The following is a 15,700-nucleotide window of genomic DNA, read 5'->3' as shown; positions in this document are numbered from 1 at the left end:
ATATAGAGGAGTGTCGAAGTCAAGCCGCTTAGCCCGCCTTCGCAGGAATGACTATGCGTTGCGGAATAGGAGGACGGAGCGCGGAGGCATGCGCACATCGAGATAGATGAAGGCACCATGAACGGTCATATCCCCCTGAGATAGCTCAAGGGGATACCTCCCGCCGAATTTCGGATCCTGAGAGTTGAAAGCCAGACGGTAATCCCCGGTTGAAAGGGCGACGCGGGGGGGAGCGGAACCGGGCTCGCGATAATCGACATCGCTCATGTTGATTCCGACGACCGCAACATCATCCCCCAAACGCCTCTCGAATATCAAAATTCCGCGGTCGTTGCGGACGTAGAGCGGATCGCGCCTCAAAAGCTCGTCCGAGTTGAGCGCGGCGCTCAAAGCCCTCGCCTCCATGAGCGACCTCCACATCTCGAAGATCCTGACATCCCATGCGGGCGAAAGTTCTTTGAGAAGCTTCATGCTGGCAAATCTCTTCGGTTCCTTCTCGTTCTGTTCCTCGATGCTCGAATACCCCCGCCTGATCAGAAAATCCTCCTCAGGAAAAATCGGATACTTCGCGAAGAAATGAAAATTCTCGAGCGCCCTCACCTCGTTTTTCCTGAAATAATCCGCATCGCCGGGGGCCGGCGCGAGCCCTGCCCCATATTCATCCCCCATGAAAAACATCACAGCCCCTCTAGCCAGCACCGATATCGCGTAGGCCATCATCGCCCTCTCCCGGTCGGCCGCAAGAGGAACCGGATCGTGCTCGTGATTTCCCTTCGTATCGTGCGAAACGAAATAGTTGAGCATCGGCGGCGGAATTTCTTCGCCATAACCAAATCTTCGAAAAGTTCCATACATCGCAACGTTGAACAGATCGTCCATCGAAAGATATCCGCCGATCTCGCCGCGTCCCGGAAAGAGCATATTGTGAAGCGCGCCAGTGAGCGCAAAGTTCCAGGAGTGCTCGATTCCGGTCTTTGCATAAAATGAAAGATCGCCATTCTTCGGGCGAAAATCCTCGGCTATAAAGATCACACGCGGATCTATTCGCCCCATCATCTCCTTCAGAAATTTCAAAACGGCGTAATTATTTTCCTTATTCCTCCATCCGGTCTGATCTCCGATGAATGGGGTCATATCGAACCTGATTCCGTCCGCACCGAAATCCTCGACGTACATGCGAACGAGCTCTGTGGCGAGCGACAGGTTGTGCATCGAACCTTCCGCACCGACGGAATGCCCCCGTGAAAGATCCTCATCGACTGTGAAACGCAGAGAAGGTCCCCATTCGGTAGGCTCGGAGTTCCTGTCGCCGAAATATCCGAAGAAGGTCTCCCACCTTCCATCCTTCATCATAACCTTGCCCAAATGGTTAAGGACCACATCGAAGATAACGGAGATCCCCGCCTCATGAAGTTTTTTCACGAGCATCTGCAACTCTTCGGGGGTGCCGTAAGATCTGTACACTCCGAACGGAAGGACTACGTCATATCCCCAGTTGAACTCGCCGGGCGACTCATGCACCGGCATAATCTCGACGGTGTTGATTTTCAATTCATCACGAAGCCTCCTCACCAGGTAATCCCAGTCGGAAGGATTCTGAATCGCATTGAAGCTCCCCTCTTTCGTCCAGAGGCCGACGTGCATCTCGTAGATCCGCATATCCTCGAAGCTTCGATAGAGATGTTTTGCATCCCCCCAGTCGAAACGGCCGAGATCCGTGAGGCGCGACCACCCGTTTATTCCAAGATCCTTGCACGGCTGATATCTGGAAAAAGGATCGGGGAGATTTTCAACGCGACCATCTGCATAGCGAATCCTGTACATATAATCGGTCCCCGGCCCTATATCCATGAAGCTGGCGAGGTAATTCCCGAGGGCGTCGCGCTTTAGGGACCGGAGGCGGCCCGACTTTCCTTCGTTGACGATAAGATCCAGCGCCTCCGCATATGGGGCCCATATCCTAAATACCCCTCTGCCACCGATCATGCGCGCACCTTCCGGCAATATCGAATTGAAAAGCGCGGTCGATACCGCCCAGCCGTATTGGGCCAGAAGAGGGTCGATCCCCGTCGATGCAAATTCCCACGGACAATTTGCCATAGCAACAGCCCGTTCGAGCTCACCATTCCTGATGAATTTATCTGCGCTGCGCATCCAGCTATCGACGTAAGGATTAGCGGAAAGAGTTTCTTCACCAAAGCGGTGATGTGCGGGAATGTAAAACCTGCTGCCGGCAGGAAGCGCCACAGGTGAAACAGCCTGTCCCTGAAAAGAATACGAAGTCTGAAGGGCGGCAAAACTGGTCGCAGGTGAAAGAAAATTTTTGGCGAGAAAGGCGTCGAAGCGAAGGTTCGCAGAAGGGTTGAAAGCAACTAATCCTGCACCGGCTATTGGCATCAGCTGGCTCCAGATCGATATCACAGGCCGAAACGCTGCACCCCTTATACCGGGCGTCGGATAAACCTGTCAAGAAGGCAAAAAAAATGGGAACACACACACAGCGTGTTCCCACTTGAATAGCTCCATTCGCCAAAATTAAAACTCTGATTTCATCCCTTCATGTAACTCGTCAAAGGCCCTTTCAGCATCTTCCTCAATACCCTCTGCCGCGGACAGTTTACCTTTTCTCCACTGTTCTACCGCTTCACCAACCTCCTCCATGAACCTTAGCACACTTGTGTCAGGTCTCACTCCCATCTCCGGGAGGTGCCTTTTAACTTCCTCTCTTGATGGGATAGCAGCCTCCGCCTCCGAAGGCTCTTCCTCAATGACATCAGGAGGTAGGGATCTACAGATGATACCCACTTCCACAGTGGCGCATACCTGATCATCCCCAATCTCGAGATCCCAGATAAAACCTGCCGCCTCCGGCTTTTCCCCAGGGCAAAGCTTTTCTATAGCATCTCTGGCATCTCTCCCGGCTTTATCCAGAGAGTTCCTCCTAGCCATCGGTGAATTCGGGAAACATCCTTTGCCAACGACCTTAACGGGTCCATCCGCCATATCAACCCTCCTTTTTCATAAGTTACGGAAAGGTTATCGTGAGCGCACAGAAAAAGTTGCGTGTCGATAAAAAAAATGCTGGCGCGTGAAAGACAGGGGCTTTTGGGCTGTCATTTAACTCTTTGATATTACTGTTCATTATTATCAACGAGCTCTTGCTTGGTCTCCTTCGCTATCGGCCTCCAAACCAGGAAAACGACCTGATTTTTGACTTAACTTTGATTCGTCAGAATATGCCCTGATCGGCTTTGCAATCCCTCCTTGATTAATTTTCCGCCATTCCTCACATTTCGTTGACGATTTCACGCCGCTGGGTTAGCGGGGTTTTCATGAAGCGAATAGAGGTTAGGGCTCCGGCGAAGGTAAACACCCTCCTGCGCGTCATCGGCAGGCGGGCTGATGGCTATCACGATCTGGAGATGGTGATGCTCCCCCTTTCCCTCGCCGACGAGCTCACACTTGAGGAATCATCAGGAGGGGTCGATATAGTCATCGACGGCCAGAGCGATCCCGGAATGCAGGGGGAAAAAAATCTCGCCTCCCGCGCCGCGCTCGCCATCAGGGAGATATTCAGCATATCGGCGGGGCTCAAGATATCGCTGCAGAAAAAGATTCCGGTCGCTGCAGGGCTCGGCGGCGGCTCATCCGATGCAGCGGCGGTGCTTAGGGGGCTCAATGAGATGTGGCAGCTTGGCCTGGAAAACTCGGAGCTGGCGGCTATCGGTTCGAAGCTCGGAGCCGATGTGCCTTTTTTCTGTTATGGCGGACCGGCCTTTGTCGAGGGGATAGGAGATGTAGTAACGCCTTATACTTCCTTTCCTAACATATCAATTTTAATGGTAAATCCGAATTTCGCCATCTCGACCCCCTGGGTTTATCAGCAATATGATTTGCAGTTGACTGAAAAAGGGTCGAATGCTAGGGTCCGCCCGCATTTTCAGGTATTTAGCGATGTTGTTGCCAACCTCCACAACGATCTGGAATCGGTAACTATCAAAGCTCATTCTGAAATTGCCGAAATAAAAAGGCTTCTCGTCGAGTTGGGCGCGGCGGGCGCTATGATGTCGGGTAGCGGTCCGACCGTCTTTGGTGTGTTTGAAAATAGTAAGTCGAGAGACAGCGCGCTTGCGGCGATGCCAGAAAATGGCTGGCGCCTCTTCGCTGCTGAGGGAGTTGTGCCGACGAAGAGTTAGGGGGTAGTTATGCAGATCACCGATGTTCGCGTCTTCCCCGTCGAGGAGGAGAAGCTGAAAGGTTACGCGACGATCACGTTCGACGACTGTTTCGTCATCCGTGATCTCAAGATCATTTCAGGCACCAGCGGGCTCTTTGTGGCGATGCCGTCAAAAAAGAGAAAGGACGGCACATACAGGGATGTCGCCCATCCGCTCAACAGCGAGATGCGCAACGCCATCGAAAACAAGGTTCTCGAGGCGTATCGCGCAGCTGCCGAAAGCGGAGCAAAGCCGCAGGCCGCGGATTCCGAGCAAGGGGATCTCTGATCCTTTTTGTCTCCGCGCAAGGTTGACGTTTTGGGGCGTCGACAAGCGGTAAGTCACCAGATTTTGGATCTGGTATCCGGAGGTTCGAATCCTCCCGCCCCAGCAGGAGATTTTGCGCCGGCAAAATTTTCTCCGATATATGCGGATATACGGAAATTGCCGGCGCGAAGTTTTGCGTGTACATACAGTTCACTTGTAGCAGCAAATCGAGGTACGGATGTTCGGCAACAACAACATAAAGCTCATTACCGGGAATGCCAACAGGCCCTTAGCTGAGGCCATCGCACAATCGTTAGGACAAAAGCTTTCGGCGGCGACCGTCATGCATTTCTCCGACGGCGAAACCTGGGTCGAAATTCAGGATAACGTCCGCGGCGCAGATGTTTTTGTGATTCAACCAACCTGTTCTCCGGCCAATGAACATCTCATGGAGTTGCTGATAATAATCGACGCTCTGAAGCGCGCTTCGGCCGACAGGATCACGGCGGTACTTCCGTATTACGGCTATGCGAGGCAGGATAGAAAGGTCAGTCCGCGCACGCCGATAAGTTCGAAGCTAGTTGCAGATCTGCTGACCGCAGCCGGCGCAGACAGGGTGCTCACCATGGATCTCCACGCCGGTCAGATCCAGGGCTTCTTCGATATTCCGGTGGATCACCTGTTCGCGAAGCCGGTGCTGCTCGAGTACCTGTCGGAGAGATTCAAGGGTGAAAATATCGTGGTCGTTTCCCCCGACGCAGGCGGCGCGGAGAGAGCACGCTCATTCGCCAAGATGCTCAAGAGCCCGATGGCGATGATAGACAAACGCCGAGCGAAGCCAAATGAAAGCGAAGTGATGAATATAATCGGTTCCGTGGAAGGCTTCCGGGCCGTGATAATAGACGATATAATAGATACCGGCGGCTCGATGGTCAAAGCCGCCCAGGCTCTTGTGGCCAAGGGAGCCACGGGAGTTTGCGCTTGCGTAACTCATCCGGTTCTTTCCGGTCCTGCGATAGATAGAATAAACGAGTCGGTGATAGACGAACTCATAGTGACGGATTCGATCCCTCTTACAGAGAAGGGAAGACAGTGCAGGAAGATAAAGGTTCTCTCAGTGGCAGGCCTTCTTGGCGAGGCCATAAGAAGGATTCATTGCGCTGATTCAGTCTCACTTTTGTTTGTGTGATTATGAATGCGACAGACGGGTTGGAATAAAGCCTCGTTTGAATGCTCGGTATTTTTTAAGGAGGAATTATGAAGAGGGTAGCTTTAACTGCAGAAACCAGGGAGGCCGGCAAGGGGGTTTCCAAAAAACTCAGGTCTGACGGGCAAATCCCGGCCGTGCTTTACGGCAGGTCAATAGAACCTGTCTCGATAGTCGTGAACAGGAAAGAGGTCGAGGCTGCCGTGAAGGGCTCACAGGGAACCAACATCCTGATCGACCTTTCGATCAAGGGTGGCGAGTCCGGACTTGCGAGAATCAGGGATTACCAGGCCGATCCGTTCAAGAGGGAGTTCCTGCATCTGGATTTTCAAGCGATCAGCATCACCGACAAGATCGAAGTGGAAGTCCCTATCGAGATCACCGGAAAGTCCGTAGGAGTCAAGGAGGGCGGAGTTCTCGAACAGATGCGCAGAACGCTTCTAGTCAAAGCCCTTCCCGACAGGATTCCTGCCAGCATCGCTCTCGACATTACCGACCTCAACATCGGAGACAGCGTACACGCGGATGAAATAAAGCTGCCGGAAGGCGTCGAATATCCTTCCAAGATGAACTATGCGGTGGTCGCAGTCGTGCCTCCAACCAAGGTCGAAGAGGTCGCCGCTGTCACCGCTGCCGCTCCCGTTGAGGGCGCTGCCGCCGCTCCTGCCGAGGGTGCCGCTGCTGCCGCCCCCGCCGCCGCCCCTGCGAAGGAAGGCACTGCTGAGGCGAAGAAGGAATAACCGTGAGGCTCATAGTCGGGCTTGGAAATCCGGGCCGGAGCTACTCATCGCATCGCCATAACATAGGCTTCGATGTGGTGGATTTTTTGGCCGGCGAGATGGGCGTTTCGATAGAGAAAAAATCTTTTGGCGCCCTGCTCGGCGAAGGTTCTTTGAATTCTGAAAAAGTTTTTCTGGCGAAGCCGCAGGGCTATATGAATCTTTCCGGCGAGTCGGTCGCTCCGATAATGGGGTATTACAAGATCAGCCGGAATGATCTGATAGTCGTCCACGACGATGTCGATTTGGAACTCGGGAGAATCAAGGTCTCCATGGGTGCAGGCCACGGAGGGCACAACGGCGTCCGTTCCATAATAGATCATCTGGGCAACAATGATTTTTTTCGGATCCGCGCGGGAGTTGGCCGTCCTCCTGAGCACTGGGATACGGCGGATTATGTCCTCGCTCCGTTTTCGCCTGAAGAAAAAAAGTTGGCCGCCGATGTAGTAAAGCTGGCGACCGATGCGATTAAAATTTTGATAGCCGAGGGGCTAGAAGCCGCTCAGCGAAAATTTCATTGATACGTTTTTCAGTACTCTCCTTAGTTCCGGGATGGTCTCGGAGCTTCGAAGTCGAACCGAAAGGAGGTCGCATGAACGAGTACGAAACCGTTGTAGTTACACAACCCAACACAACCGAGTCCGACCACACGAAGATCTCATCAAAGCTCTCTTCTCTGATCGAAAGGGGAAGCGGAAGGCTCTTCTATGCCAAGGATATGGGCCAAAAGACGCTAGCTTACCCGATCAAGAAGCAGACCAAAGCCGTCTACACCTGCTTCGATTATGCAGGGGCCGGAGATGTCGTCCAAGATTTCGAGCGCGCGCTTCGCATCGATGAAAACGTTTTGCGGTTTTTGACCGTGGTCAAAAACACAAACGTCGATATCGAAGCAAGGGCGGCCGAGATCGTGGCCAAAGGCGAGGATATCTCTCCAGCAGTGGAAGAAACTGCAACAGCTCCCATAGTCAAGAATCTCGATGAAGGCGATTCTTCAGAAGGCGATTCCAGTGACGATGCAGAGAGGGAGGAATAATCATGTCTAGAAAAGAATTTGGAAGAGGCAAGGAGAGAGGCAGAGACAAAGACAAGATGAAGAAGAAGCGGAATATGATCGTACGCAACAAGGTCTGCAGGTTTTGCGCCGACAGAAAGATCACCATAGACTACAAGGACGTCCGCCTTCTTTCCCCATTCATCACTGAGAGGGGCAAGATCGTCGCCCGTCGCATATCCGGCAACTGCGCGATTCATCAGCGCGAAATTACAACTGCGATCAAGAGAGCGAGGATAATCGCTCTTATACCCTTCACTGCCACACAGCTCCCGATGGCATGAGGTAACTGGAAAATGGGCGATATGATCGGCACAAGAATAGTTTTAGTGGCGGCGCTTGCCGCGGCGGTTTTGTATCTAAGCGGTTTTCTGGCGGTGCTTACTCCGCTGCCAATCCTTTATGTTTTTTCCAGGCTGGGGAGAAGGGCTGCATTGAAGGCGGGGGCCATCGCGATACTCGCAGCCGGCTCCCTCTATTCGTTAGCCGTGATGAAATATGGACTGGATGCCGCGTCGATGGTGCTTCCGCTTCCCATCATCGCCTTTGCCAAGTTCCTTCCGCCTAACTGCCTTATAGCTCTCGGCATTTTCTACCTCCTATCCTTTATAATGATAGGTGGGAGTATCGGAGATGGTTTTAAGAAGCGCGTCGGCATCTTCAAAACCGGCCTTTCGGCGATGATCGCCGGTTCGCTGCCTATGGTTGTTGCTGCGGCCTATTGCTACGCAAAGGCGCCGGCAGGGATGCTGCTCGAGGTGAGGGCTTATTTTGAGCAGGCTGTCGTTTCCATCGCAGAGATCAATCGCTCGGCCGGAATATCCGGTGCGCCGATAGACCTACTCTTGGACAAGAGTTCCGAGATCGCTTCCTTCGCCCTGTCGATCGTTCCGTCGATCTTTTTCATCTATGGGCTTGCGGTGGTTGCGATCAATATGATCCTTGGAAGGAGGATTCTCATCAGGAGGGGAATGAGGGGATTTGGCGACTTCGCCAAGTTTCGCCTTCCCGACGCGCTCGTTTGGGCGGTGATCGCCAACGGCACGCTCTTTTTTGCCAACAAGTACACGACCGATTCCATCATGGCGGGTACGGTAGCAGTAAACGGCATAATATCGCTTCTGGCGATGTACTTCCTGCAGGGGATAGCGGTAATCGCATTTGTTTTAAGGGGTATCAAAAAACCGGCATTGCGAATGATCGTTTACATTTTTATCATATTTTTTTTCAGGACGGTCAGCATAGCTATTGTATGCGTTGGTTTGGCTGACGTTTGGATAAACTTCAGATTAAAAAGACTGAGAGGCAGCGCCGACTCGGCGTAGTTACAGCTGCCTTGAACTATCAAGGAGGTTTTATATGCAGGTGATTCTTTATCAGGATGTTCCGAATCTCGGCAGGGCGGGAGAGATCGTAAAAGTTAAAGAAGGATACGGAAGGAATTATCTTGTCCCCAGGAAGCTGGCTGTAATAGCCAACCCTGCCAATATCAAAGAGCTCGAACACCAGAAGCGCATAGTTTCGGCGAAGCAGGCAAAACTAAAAAAGCACGCCGAGGAAATAGCGTCCAAGATGAAGGACCTTTCGCTCACGATAGCCCGCGAGGCCGGCGAAGAGGAAAAACTCTTCGGCTCGGTCACATCCAAGGACATCATCGCTGCTTTGCGCAATGAGGGCTTCATCATCGACAGGCGCGATCTTCAACTCGAAGCTCCGATCAAACAGATCGGCATATACGATATCCCGGTGAGGCTTCACGCTGAGGTCACTGGAACAGTGAAGGTTTGGGTCGTTAAAAAGTAATCGGGGGAAGCGATGTCATCCGTCCCGGAAAAGAGGGGGCCCAAGCTTCCCCCTCAGAACCAGGAAGCCGAGCAGTCCGTCATCGGAGCCATGCTCATCGACAACGATGCGATCAACCGCGTTGTCGAGGAGGTCATGCCGGAGGACTTCTACCGCCCTGCGAATCGTAAAATCTACGAGGCCATAGTAGAGCTCTATCAGAAAAACGAGCCCGCCGATCTCGTCACCGTCACCACTAAACTCAAGGATTCCGGTTCGCTCGAAGAGGTGGGCGGCGCGACCTATCTCGCATCCCTTGTCGATGCTGTTCCGAGTTCCGCCAACGTAGGTTTTTATGCCCGCATAGTTCGCGAGAAATCTGTTTTGCGGCGACTCATCGAGGGGGCATCGGCGATCGCCGAACGCGGGTATATGGACGAAGGGAATGTGGACGATTGCGTCGACGCAGCCGAAAAGATAATTTTCGACATCGCACAAAAGAGGCTCAAACAGGGTTTTACCAGCGTCAAGGAAGTCGTCAAAGACAGCTTCAAAGCTATCGAACAGCTCTACGAGCGCAAGGAACTTATCACAGGCGTTCCGACGGGCTTCAAAGAATTAGACAGGCTTACATGCGGTTTCCAGAAATCCGATCTAATCATAATAGCCGGTCGCCCCAGCATGGGTAAGACGGCATTTGCACTAAATATCTGCGAAAATGCGGCACTGAATTCCGGCGCCGTATGCGCGATCTTCTCGCTCGAAATGTCGAAGGAACAGCTCGTGCAGAGAATGCTCTGTTCTCGCGCCGAAGTCGATGCCTCGAAACTACGCGGCGGCTTTCTCAGCGAAAGCGACTGGCCGAAGCTCACCAGAGCAGCAGGACTTCTTTCGGAGGCTCAGATATTCATCGACGATACCCCGGCCATAAACGTGCTGGAGCTTCGCGCCAAGTCCAGGCGCCTGCAGAAAAATCACGGGCTGGATATGATCGTGGTGGATTATCTCCAGCTCATGCGCGGCGTCGGCCGAATAGAGAGCCGTGAGCGCGAGATTTCCGAAATTTCTCGCGCGCTGAAAGCACTCGCGAAGGAGCTCGCTGTTCCGGTAATTGCACTGTCGCAGCTAAATCGCGGCGTCGAAGCCAGACAGGACAAACGCCCTCAGCTATCTGACCTTCGCGAATCTGGAGCCATCGAACAGGATGCCGACGTAATCGCATTCGTCTATCGCGATGAGATGTACAATAAAGAGAGCCCCGACGCAGGCAAGGCAGAGATCCTGATCGGCAAACAGAGAAACGGCCCGACCGGGAAGACCATGCTCGCGTTCAGGGGAAATATCACACGCTTCGACGACCTCGCCCGCGGCATGGATGACTACATGGAACCGTGCACCCTAGTTGCAGGAGCCCCGACAGAGGGGGAAAATGATCCTTTTTAATTCGTTATGAAGCCACTGGTCAGCGTTATAATTCCAACATATCAGAGGAGGATTTTTGTTTGCGATGCAATCCGTTCGGTCGTATCGCAGAGTTTTTCCGATATCGAAATCATCGTGGTCGACGATGGCAGCGACGATGGGACCAGAAGCGCCGTTTCAGCGATAGAGGATGACCGGATAATCTATCTTTGGCAGAAACACGCAGGCGTTTCCTCCGCGCGAAACGAGGGGGTTTTAAATTCAAGGGGAAAGTTTGTCGCGTTCCTCGATTCCGACGATGTATGGCTTCCGGAAAAAATCGAAAAACAACTGGCCTTCATGAACGAGCTTCCAGCCGATTCGATATGCCAGACTGAGGAAATCTGGATTCGCGACGGAAGAAGGATGAACCCCAGCAACCATCACAAAAAACATTCCGGCTGGATTTTTAGGGAGTGCCTTCCTCTTTGTATCGTTTCACCTTCCGCCGTCATGATGGAACGTAGGATATTCGACGACCTCGGCGGTTTCGATGAAAATCTTCCGGCATGCGAAGATTACGACCTCTGGCTGCGCGCCTCCTTGCGCCACCAGATATTCACGATGGATGAGGCTCTCATCGTAAAACGCGGCGGTCACAGCGATCAACTGTCGAAACAGTGGGGGCTGGATATCCACAGGGTCAGCGCTCTACAGAAGATACTTTCAGATCCCCTTCTCACCGACGAATATGCAAAATTGGTTCGCGCTGATATAGTTCGCAGATCGAAGATCCTAGCCGATGGTGCAAAGAAGCGCGGCAACCTCGAGATGTTCGAAAAATACGCACGACTTTGCGATGAGTCGCTCTCGCCCAGTTCGTAATTTTTAGCAATCTTAAAAAGTTGTACAGAGGACTCTTCGAAAAACGTTCTGTATGATACCACCTGCCTCGGAAGATTCACGTATCTTCACGGCGGTTCGACAAACTCACCGTCATGAGCGAGCGATAGCAAATCGAATGAATGAGGTTCACTCCAGACTTAAAAATTTTCCCAGGCAGGCGGCAATCATAGATAGTTTTAAAAACACCATTCGTAAAATTCGGCAGAAAACTACCGGTTGGTGCAGGAAACAATGAGTTGGCCAATTTCCCGGCTGTCCCTTAGTAATGAACTCCGAGCATGGCTGAGCCACCAAAGGATGGATGAAATCCACCTCTGTATATCGTCGTTCCTGGCATGCCAGCGACAGTTTGGCGGACATCACGGAAGAAGAGTAGGTCATACTGGAGATCAATGCCGAAGTAAAAATATTTGAACATGAGGAATGTTATTCCAGCACCGGGAGATGGCCCCGCGCCAAATTGTGTTACGTTGCCGCTGCCAGCGCTGGATGCTCCCGGAAGCGACGCGATCCGAAATGACCCGCCGACTTTTACGAACGGAAGTATCTTCAAGCTATTGAAATCGACGAGAGGGTCAAAGATGAAGGTGTATTTCCCGTATATGTTTCCGCTTCCTGCGTGGATACGCCTCGCCCCGTTGGCATTTGTGGCATAGCGCCCCTGAAGTTCGGCTGAAAATTCGTCATTGAGGTTCCATCCGAAGAGAAACCCTATCGATGGTTCGAAATCCCTTCCCACATCTATGCCATCGGCCTCATTTTTATCATAGTTCATCTGAACTGCGCCGGCTTCGAAAACGAGATAAGGGCCGGTGTGAAACCTCTTTACCGGGCGCGCTTGCACAGAATCGGTCTGCAGGAGCATCGATAACACTGCGACTATCGCGATTGAGAGGACCTTCTTCATCGGTGTCATTTTTATCAGGAACTTTTCAAAAGGCAAGAAGGGGCTGTTGGCCCTTTCCACCCTCCTTGCCTTGAAACTCTCTATCTGTTAGTTTCGCCGTCATGAAACTTTTCGTTGCGACGAGAAATAAGGGAAAACTTAGAGAAATAGAGGATCTTCTGATGGGGCTCGATGTGCAGATTTTTTCGTATGACGATTTCCCTGATCTTTCCGAAACTCTCGAGGACTGTGACAGCTTTCGCGAAAATGCGATGAAGAAAGGGCGCGAGGCGGCCCTTGCAACCGGAATCTTATCCCTCGCCGACGATTCAGGATTAATGGTCGATGCGCTGGGAGGCGCCCCAGGCGTTCATTCCGCGCGCTATGCCGGCAAGCAGGGGGATCATGCGGCCAACAACTCAAAGCTGCTCGATGAAATGCGAACGATTCCCTGCGGCAGGCGCACTGCGAGGTTTGTCTGCTTTATGGCGCTCATCTCTCCAGACGGCAGAACGTGGGAGAGTGAAGGGATTTGTGAAGGGATTATAGCGCGCGATTTTGCTGGAAGCGGCGGCTTTGGCTTCGACCCCCTCTTCTATCTCCCCGAATTCGGCAAAACCATGGCAGAACTGGATCTGCGGGTGAAAAACAGCATAAGCCACAGGGGGCGCGCTCTGCAGCAAATAAGGGCGATTTTGATTGAAATTTTGTCGGAAAAAGGGAATGGATAATCCCCGTTTTCGGGGGTGTAGCTCAGCTTGGCTAGAGCGCTTGTGCCGATTCGACATGACTTTTTTGTATTAAAAAGTCATATGTCGAATCGAGCACCCCGAAAGACATCGGGTCGGGGTGTAGCTCAGCTTGGCTAGAGCGCTTGCTTTGGGAGCAAGAAGTCGCTGGTTCGAATCCAGTCACCCCGACCCGGCCTCTTTCGGGACTTTGGAATCAACCCCGCCAAAAAGCGGCGGGGCCCTCGACGCGGCGGTTGATTTTTCTTTTAGAAAAATCAAGCCGTCGTCGGGAGAAGTCGCTGGTCTTTGAAAATATGAATTAATAGATGTAATTCGCGCCCGTAGCTCAGGGGATAGAGCATCTGCCTTTAACGACAGGAGCCTTTGTGGGGAAACACAACCTGCAAAGTGGACTGCACCGTATCGGGGAAACCTTAACAGATAATGCTGATGGCAATCCCGAGGAAACCTGTGGTTGTCCTGTCCTTTTGTATTGTATAGCGACTTTCTTTGGAGGTTGTTTTCTACGCATCATACGGAGGACAAGGGCGACCTGGGAGTTTTAAAGGCTCAAGCAGATTTAAATCAACGGGGATATCAGGTACTGATACCGCTTATAGAATATGTCCCATTTGACATAGTTGTTTACAGAGATGGAAAGTTCAAAATGGTACAGGTAAACTACAAGTCTCTTGATACCGAAGGGAAACTCGAAATCAATTTTCGCAGCAATTGGACGGACAGGAAAGGAAGCCACACAGAGATTGTAGATAAAAAATCTGTCGATCTTTACTGTATTTACTGTCCTGACACGGATGAGTGTTATTATATAGAATATAGATCCTAAAAAATTTCGAGGAACAGCATGCTTGAGGGTAAAAACTCCCAAGAATAACCGGAGGAAATTTGTAAAAATGGCTTTCGATTATCGCAGGGTTCCGTAGAGACTATACGTGCAGCACCTGAAATGGTGAAGATCTAGTCCAGCCTACAAGTTGTCGTCATTCAATGAAGATGATGCTTGGGAAACCAAGAGTAGGAAGCTAAGCAGAGGGTCCCAGGTTCGATTCCTGGTGGGCGCGCAAAAAGTGGGGTGGACGATTTGTCCGCCCCACTTTTTTGTGCTCATCCTGGTGAGGAGCTGGCTGGTTCGCACGCCGTTGTTGAGTGGCGGATGCGAATTATGCGGACGCCGTGATTACAGCGGCGGGTACCCGGAGTGCGAGCCAAGGGTTTATTTGGCGAGCGTTTATGGCGGGTGATTCCTGGTGGGCGCGCAAAAGTTTTGCGCTAGCAAAACTTGTCACGATATACGATACACGGGTTTTCGCATTTAAAGAAATGCTGGCGCAAAATTTTGAAAAGACAGATTAGGGCTGAGAAGCTCTTGCGCTCAAACTCAACCTCGATCTTAGCCTGACAATCGAAGAAACAAAAAACAGCGGATCCCTTCAGTGCCCGCTGTTTTTGTGTTGGCGTGACGCGTTTTTTAGAAATGCCATCCGAGCATGCCAAGCAATTGGAACTGGAATTTAGTTCCGCCGTCCAGGATCTTGGTGCTCACGCCGGCTATGTCGCGGCTATGTGACCCCTGTAATATGATATTCTCGGTCGCGTCGATAGCAAACACCAACCCCTTCCAGATGAAGAATTCGCATCCGAGCCCCATGCCGACGCCGACGCCATAAGCCCCCTGTTTATTGTTACCATTTGGAGCATTGACGAACATCGCATGTCCCACGCCGCCCAGCTTAGCATATGGAAGAATTTTGACCGTGTTGTGCTGCCAGCTGGCCTGCGTAAAATACGGGAGCGTCGCCCTGGCGAAAAGCCCCATGTTGATCGCATGCTGGCGAGCGGTTTCGGTTGGATACGTTGCCCCTCCATCACCAACTTCGGCAGTAGTCGTAGCGTAGGTTATCTGAAGCATCGGCCCGATCCAGTCGGCGATATCCCAGCCGAAGGTGAGACCGAAAGCGGGGTCAAAAGTTCCGTTGAACTTCCTGTTCGTCTGCAAGCTCTTGTCATTCGTCATCTGCATCATCCCACCTGTGGCAAGCAGATATACGCCTTTGTGCCATCCCTCCTCCGGAAAATCCGATCCTCCGGCCGATGCCTGGCTGCCGATAGCCAAAATCGCGGTCGCTAACGCTATTGCGAGGAACTGTTTCATCTAGGCCCCCTTGTGTAAATAGTTTAACGCCGCTTATTGCGTTTGCTTTTCCCTGTCAACTGCTTGATTTCAGAGGCTCTTCCGTCGAAAGAGGGGCTGAAATTATCATTGGACAAAAAGGGCCTAATCGGGTAGCTAATCGCGCCCGTTGTCGGATTCGCGGCTCTTTTAGGAGCGGTCATGGAGGGGACAGCGGTAGATTTATGGTGGCTGTAGTTGACGCCGACGTTGAGCAGCGAGCATCTTTTGATGAACGCTGCGATTACGGCGGCGGCTCCCCGGAATGCTCCGAAAATG

General features: G+C 52.1%; 16 protein-coding genes, 2 tRNA genes and 1 pseudogene. 15 read left to right on the top strand and 4 right to left on the bottom strand.

Translation table 11 applies throughout. The annotated features are described in order from the left end of the window. Window positions 1–51: 51 nt before the first annotated feature. Together GX659_03855 and GX659_03850 are read right to left on the bottom strand one after the other, a co-directional pair. Window positions 52–2,397, bottom strand: coding sequence for a hypothetical protein (locus GX659_03855; GenBank protein NLD27921.1), 2,346 nt, complete (start codon window positions 2,395–2,397; stop codon window positions 52–54). A gap of 138 nt (window positions 2,398–2,535) precedes the next feature. After that, the gene (locus GX659_03850; GenBank protein ID NLD27920.1) at window positions 2,536–3,003 is read right to left on the bottom strand and encodes a hypothetical protein; all 468 of its coding nucleotides are present in this window, start codon (window positions 3,001–3,003) and stop codon (window positions 2,536–2,538) included. A gap of 329 nt (window positions 3,004–3,332) precedes the next feature. Here GX659_03850 and GX659_03845 point away from each other — a divergent pair, with 329 nt between their 5' ends. The 12 genes from GX659_03845 (at window position 3,333) to GX659_03790 (ending at window position 11,592) form a co-directional block, all read left to right on the top strand. Then, the gene (locus GX659_03845) at window positions 3,333–4,196 is read left to right on the top strand and encodes a 4-(cytidine 5'-diphospho)-2-C-methyl-D-erythritol kinase (GenBank protein ID NLD27919.1); all 864 of its coding nucleotides are present in this window, start codon (window positions 3,333–3,335) and stop codon (window positions 4,194–4,196) included. 9 nt (window positions 4,197–4,205) lie between these two features. Then, window positions 4,206–4,505 (top strand): septation regulator SpoVG, encoded by a 300-nt coding sequence (gene spoVG / locus GX659_03840; protein ID NLD27918.1) that lies wholly within the window; start codon window positions 4,206–4,208, stop codon window positions 4,503–4,505. 31 nt (window positions 4,506–4,536) lie between these two features. Then, window positions 4,537–4,608 (top strand) — tRNA-Gln (locus tag GX659_03835). Window positions 4,609–4,722: 114 nt separating this feature from the next. Beyond that, entirely contained in the window at window positions 4,723–5,673 is a 951-nt protein-coding gene (locus GX659_03830) for a ribose-phosphate pyrophosphokinase (GenBank protein NLD27917.1), read from the top strand. A 68-nt stretch (window positions 5,674–5,741) separates the two neighbouring features. Next, window positions 5,742–6,431 (top strand): 50S ribosomal protein L25, encoded by a 690-nt coding sequence (locus GX659_03825; GenBank protein ID NLD27916.1) that lies wholly within the window; start codon window positions 5,742–5,744, stop codon window positions 6,429–6,431. Beyond that, complete coding sequence (locus GX659_03820) at window positions 6,428–6,991, top strand: aminoacyl-tRNA hydrolase (protein ID NLD27915.1); 564 nt, start codon at window positions 6,428–6,430, stop codon at window positions 6,989–6,991. The genes GX659_03825 and GX659_03820 overlap by 4 nt, the downstream gene beginning before the upstream one ends. Window positions 6,992–7,062: 71 nt before the next feature. Further along, a complete protein-coding gene (gene rpsF, locus GX659_03815) occupies window positions 7,063–7,506 on the top strand; it encodes a 30S ribosomal protein S6 (protein NLD27914.1) in 444 nt (147 codons plus the stop codon). 2 nt (window positions 7,507–7,508) lie between these two features. Next, complete coding sequence (locus tag GX659_03810) at window positions 7,509–7,808, top strand: 30S ribosomal protein S18 (GenBank protein NLD27913.1); 300 nt, start codon at window positions 7,509–7,511, stop codon at window positions 7,806–7,808. A 12-nt stretch (window positions 7,809–7,820) separates the two neighbouring features. Further along, window positions 7,821–8,849 carry a DUF2232 domain-containing protein gene (locus GX659_03805; GenBank protein ID NLD27912.1) on the top strand — a complete coding sequence of 343 codons (1,029 nt, stop codon included), beginning with the start codon at window positions 7,821–7,823 and terminating at the stop codon, window positions 8,847–8,849. A gap of 34 nt (window positions 8,850–8,883) precedes the next feature. Then, window positions 8,884–9,327, top strand: a complete 444-nt coding sequence (locus tag GX659_03800) for a 50S ribosomal protein L9 (protein ID NLD27911.1) — start codon at window positions 8,884–8,886, stop codon at window positions 9,325–9,327. 12 nt (window positions 9,328–9,339) lie between these two features. After that, window positions 9,340–10,749: a replicative DNA helicase gene (gene dnaB / locus GX659_03795; GenBank protein ID NLD27910.1), complete on the top strand. Its 1,410-nt coding sequence runs from the start codon at window positions 9,340–9,342 to the stop codon at window positions 10,747–10,749. Window positions 10,750–10,755: 6 nt separating this feature from the next. After that, window positions 10,756–11,592 carry a glycosyltransferase gene (locus GX659_03790; protein ID NLD27909.1) on the top strand — a complete coding sequence of 279 codons (837 nt, stop codon included), beginning with the start codon at window positions 10,756–10,758 and terminating at the stop codon, window positions 11,590–11,592. Between the two features lie 280 nt (window positions 11,593–11,872). On the opposite strand, the gene GX659_03785 is transcribed toward GX659_03790, so the two are convergent. After that, a complete protein-coding gene (locus tag GX659_03785; GenBank protein ID NLD27908.1) occupies window positions 11,873–12,520 on the bottom strand; it encodes a hypothetical protein in 648 nt (215 codons plus the stop codon). A gap of 101 nt (window positions 12,521–12,621) precedes the next feature. On the opposite strand from GX659_03785, the gene GX659_03780 reads away from it, so the two are divergent. From GX659_03780 to GX659_03770, 3 genes and pseudogenes are all read left to right on the top strand, one after another. Then, window positions 12,622–13,230 (top strand): XTP/dITP diphosphatase, encoded by a 609-nt coding sequence (locus GX659_03780; GenBank protein ID NLD27907.1) that lies wholly within the window; start codon window positions 12,622–12,624, stop codon window positions 13,228–13,230. Between the two features lie 114 nt (window positions 13,231–13,344). After that, window positions 13,345–13,419: transfer RNA gene (locus GX659_03775), tRNA-Pro, on the top strand. A gap of 328 nt (window positions 13,420–13,747) precedes the next feature. Continuing rightward, window positions 13,748–14,174 (top strand): annotated as a pseudogene (locus GX659_03770) (hypothetical protein). 545 nt (window positions 14,175–14,719) lie between these two features. Here GX659_03770 and GX659_03765 read toward each other — a convergent pair. Next, complete coding sequence (locus GX659_03765; GenBank protein NLD27906.1) at window positions 14,720–15,403, bottom strand: hypothetical protein; 684 nt, start codon at window positions 15,401–15,403, stop codon at window positions 14,720–14,722. Window positions 15,404–15,700: the final 297 nt, after the last annotated feature.

This window comes from Myxococcales bacterium (genome assembly GCA_012513515.1).
Lineage (GTDB): Bacteria > UBA10199 > UBA10199 > 2-02-FULL-44-16 > JAAZCA01 > JAAZCA01.
This window is presented reverse-complemented; position numbering and strand designations above follow the sequence as displayed.

What these genes read in the sequence shown, in the direction of transcription:
- GX659_03790 (NLD27909.1), top strand. Translation starts at nt 10,756, where the DNA reads ATGAAGCCACTGGTCAGCGTTATAATTCCAACATATCAGAGGAGGATT.
- GX659_03805 (NLD27912.1), top strand. Translation starts at nt 7,821, where the DNA reads ATGGGCGATATGATCGGCACAAGAATAGTTTTAGTGGCGGCGCTTGCC.
- dnaB (NLD27910.1), top strand. Translation starts at nt 9,340, where the DNA reads ATGTCATCCGTCCCGGAAAAGAGGGGGCCCAAGCTTCCCCCTCAGAAC.
- GX659_03825 (NLD27916.1), top strand. Translation starts at nt 5,742, where the DNA reads ATGAAGAGGGTAGCTTTAACTGCAGAAACCAGGGAGGCCGGCAAGGGG.
- GX659_03845 (NLD27919.1), top strand. Translation starts at nt 3,333, where the DNA reads ATGAAGCGAATAGAGGTTAGGGCTCCGGCGAAGGTAAACACCCTCCTG.
- GX659_03850 (NLD27920.1), bottom strand. Translation starts at nt 3,003, where the DNA reads ATGGCGGATGGACCCGTTAAGGTCGTTGGCAAAGGATGTTTCCCGAAT.
- GX659_03830 (NLD27917.1), top strand. Translation starts at nt 4,723, where the DNA reads ATGTTCGGCAACAACAACATAAAGCTCATTACCGGGAATGCCAACAGG.
- GX659_03800 (NLD27911.1), top strand. Translation starts at nt 8,884, where the DNA reads ATGCAGGTGATTCTTTATCAGGATGTTCCGAATCTCGGCAGGGCGGGA.
- spoVG (NLD27918.1), top strand. Translation starts at nt 4,206, where the DNA reads ATGCAGATCACCGATGTTCGCGTCTTCCCCGTCGAGGAGGAGAAGCTG.
- GX659_03780 (NLD27907.1), top strand. Translation starts at nt 12,622, where the DNA reads ATGAAACTTTTCGTTGCGACGAGAAATAAGGGAAAACTTAGAGAAATA.
- GX659_03765 (NLD27906.1), bottom strand. Translation starts at nt 15,403, where the DNA reads ATGAAACAGTTCCTCGCAATAGCGTTAGCGACCGCGATTTTGGCTATC.
- rpsF (NLD27914.1), top strand. Translation starts at nt 7,063, where the DNA reads ATGAACGAGTACGAAACCGTTGTAGTTACACAACCCAACACAACCGAG.
- GX659_03785 (NLD27908.1), bottom strand. Translation starts at nt 12,520, where the DNA reads ATGAAGAAGGTCCTCTCAATCGCGATAGTCGCAGTGTTATCGATGCTC.
- GX659_03855 (NLD27921.1), bottom strand. Translation starts at nt 2,397, where the DNA reads ATGCCAATAGCCGGTGCAGGATTAGTTGCTTTCAACCCTTCTGCGAAC.
- GX659_03810 (NLD27913.1), top strand. Translation starts at nt 7,509, where the DNA reads ATGTCTAGAAAAGAATTTGGAAGAGGCAAGGAGAGAGGCAGAGACAAA.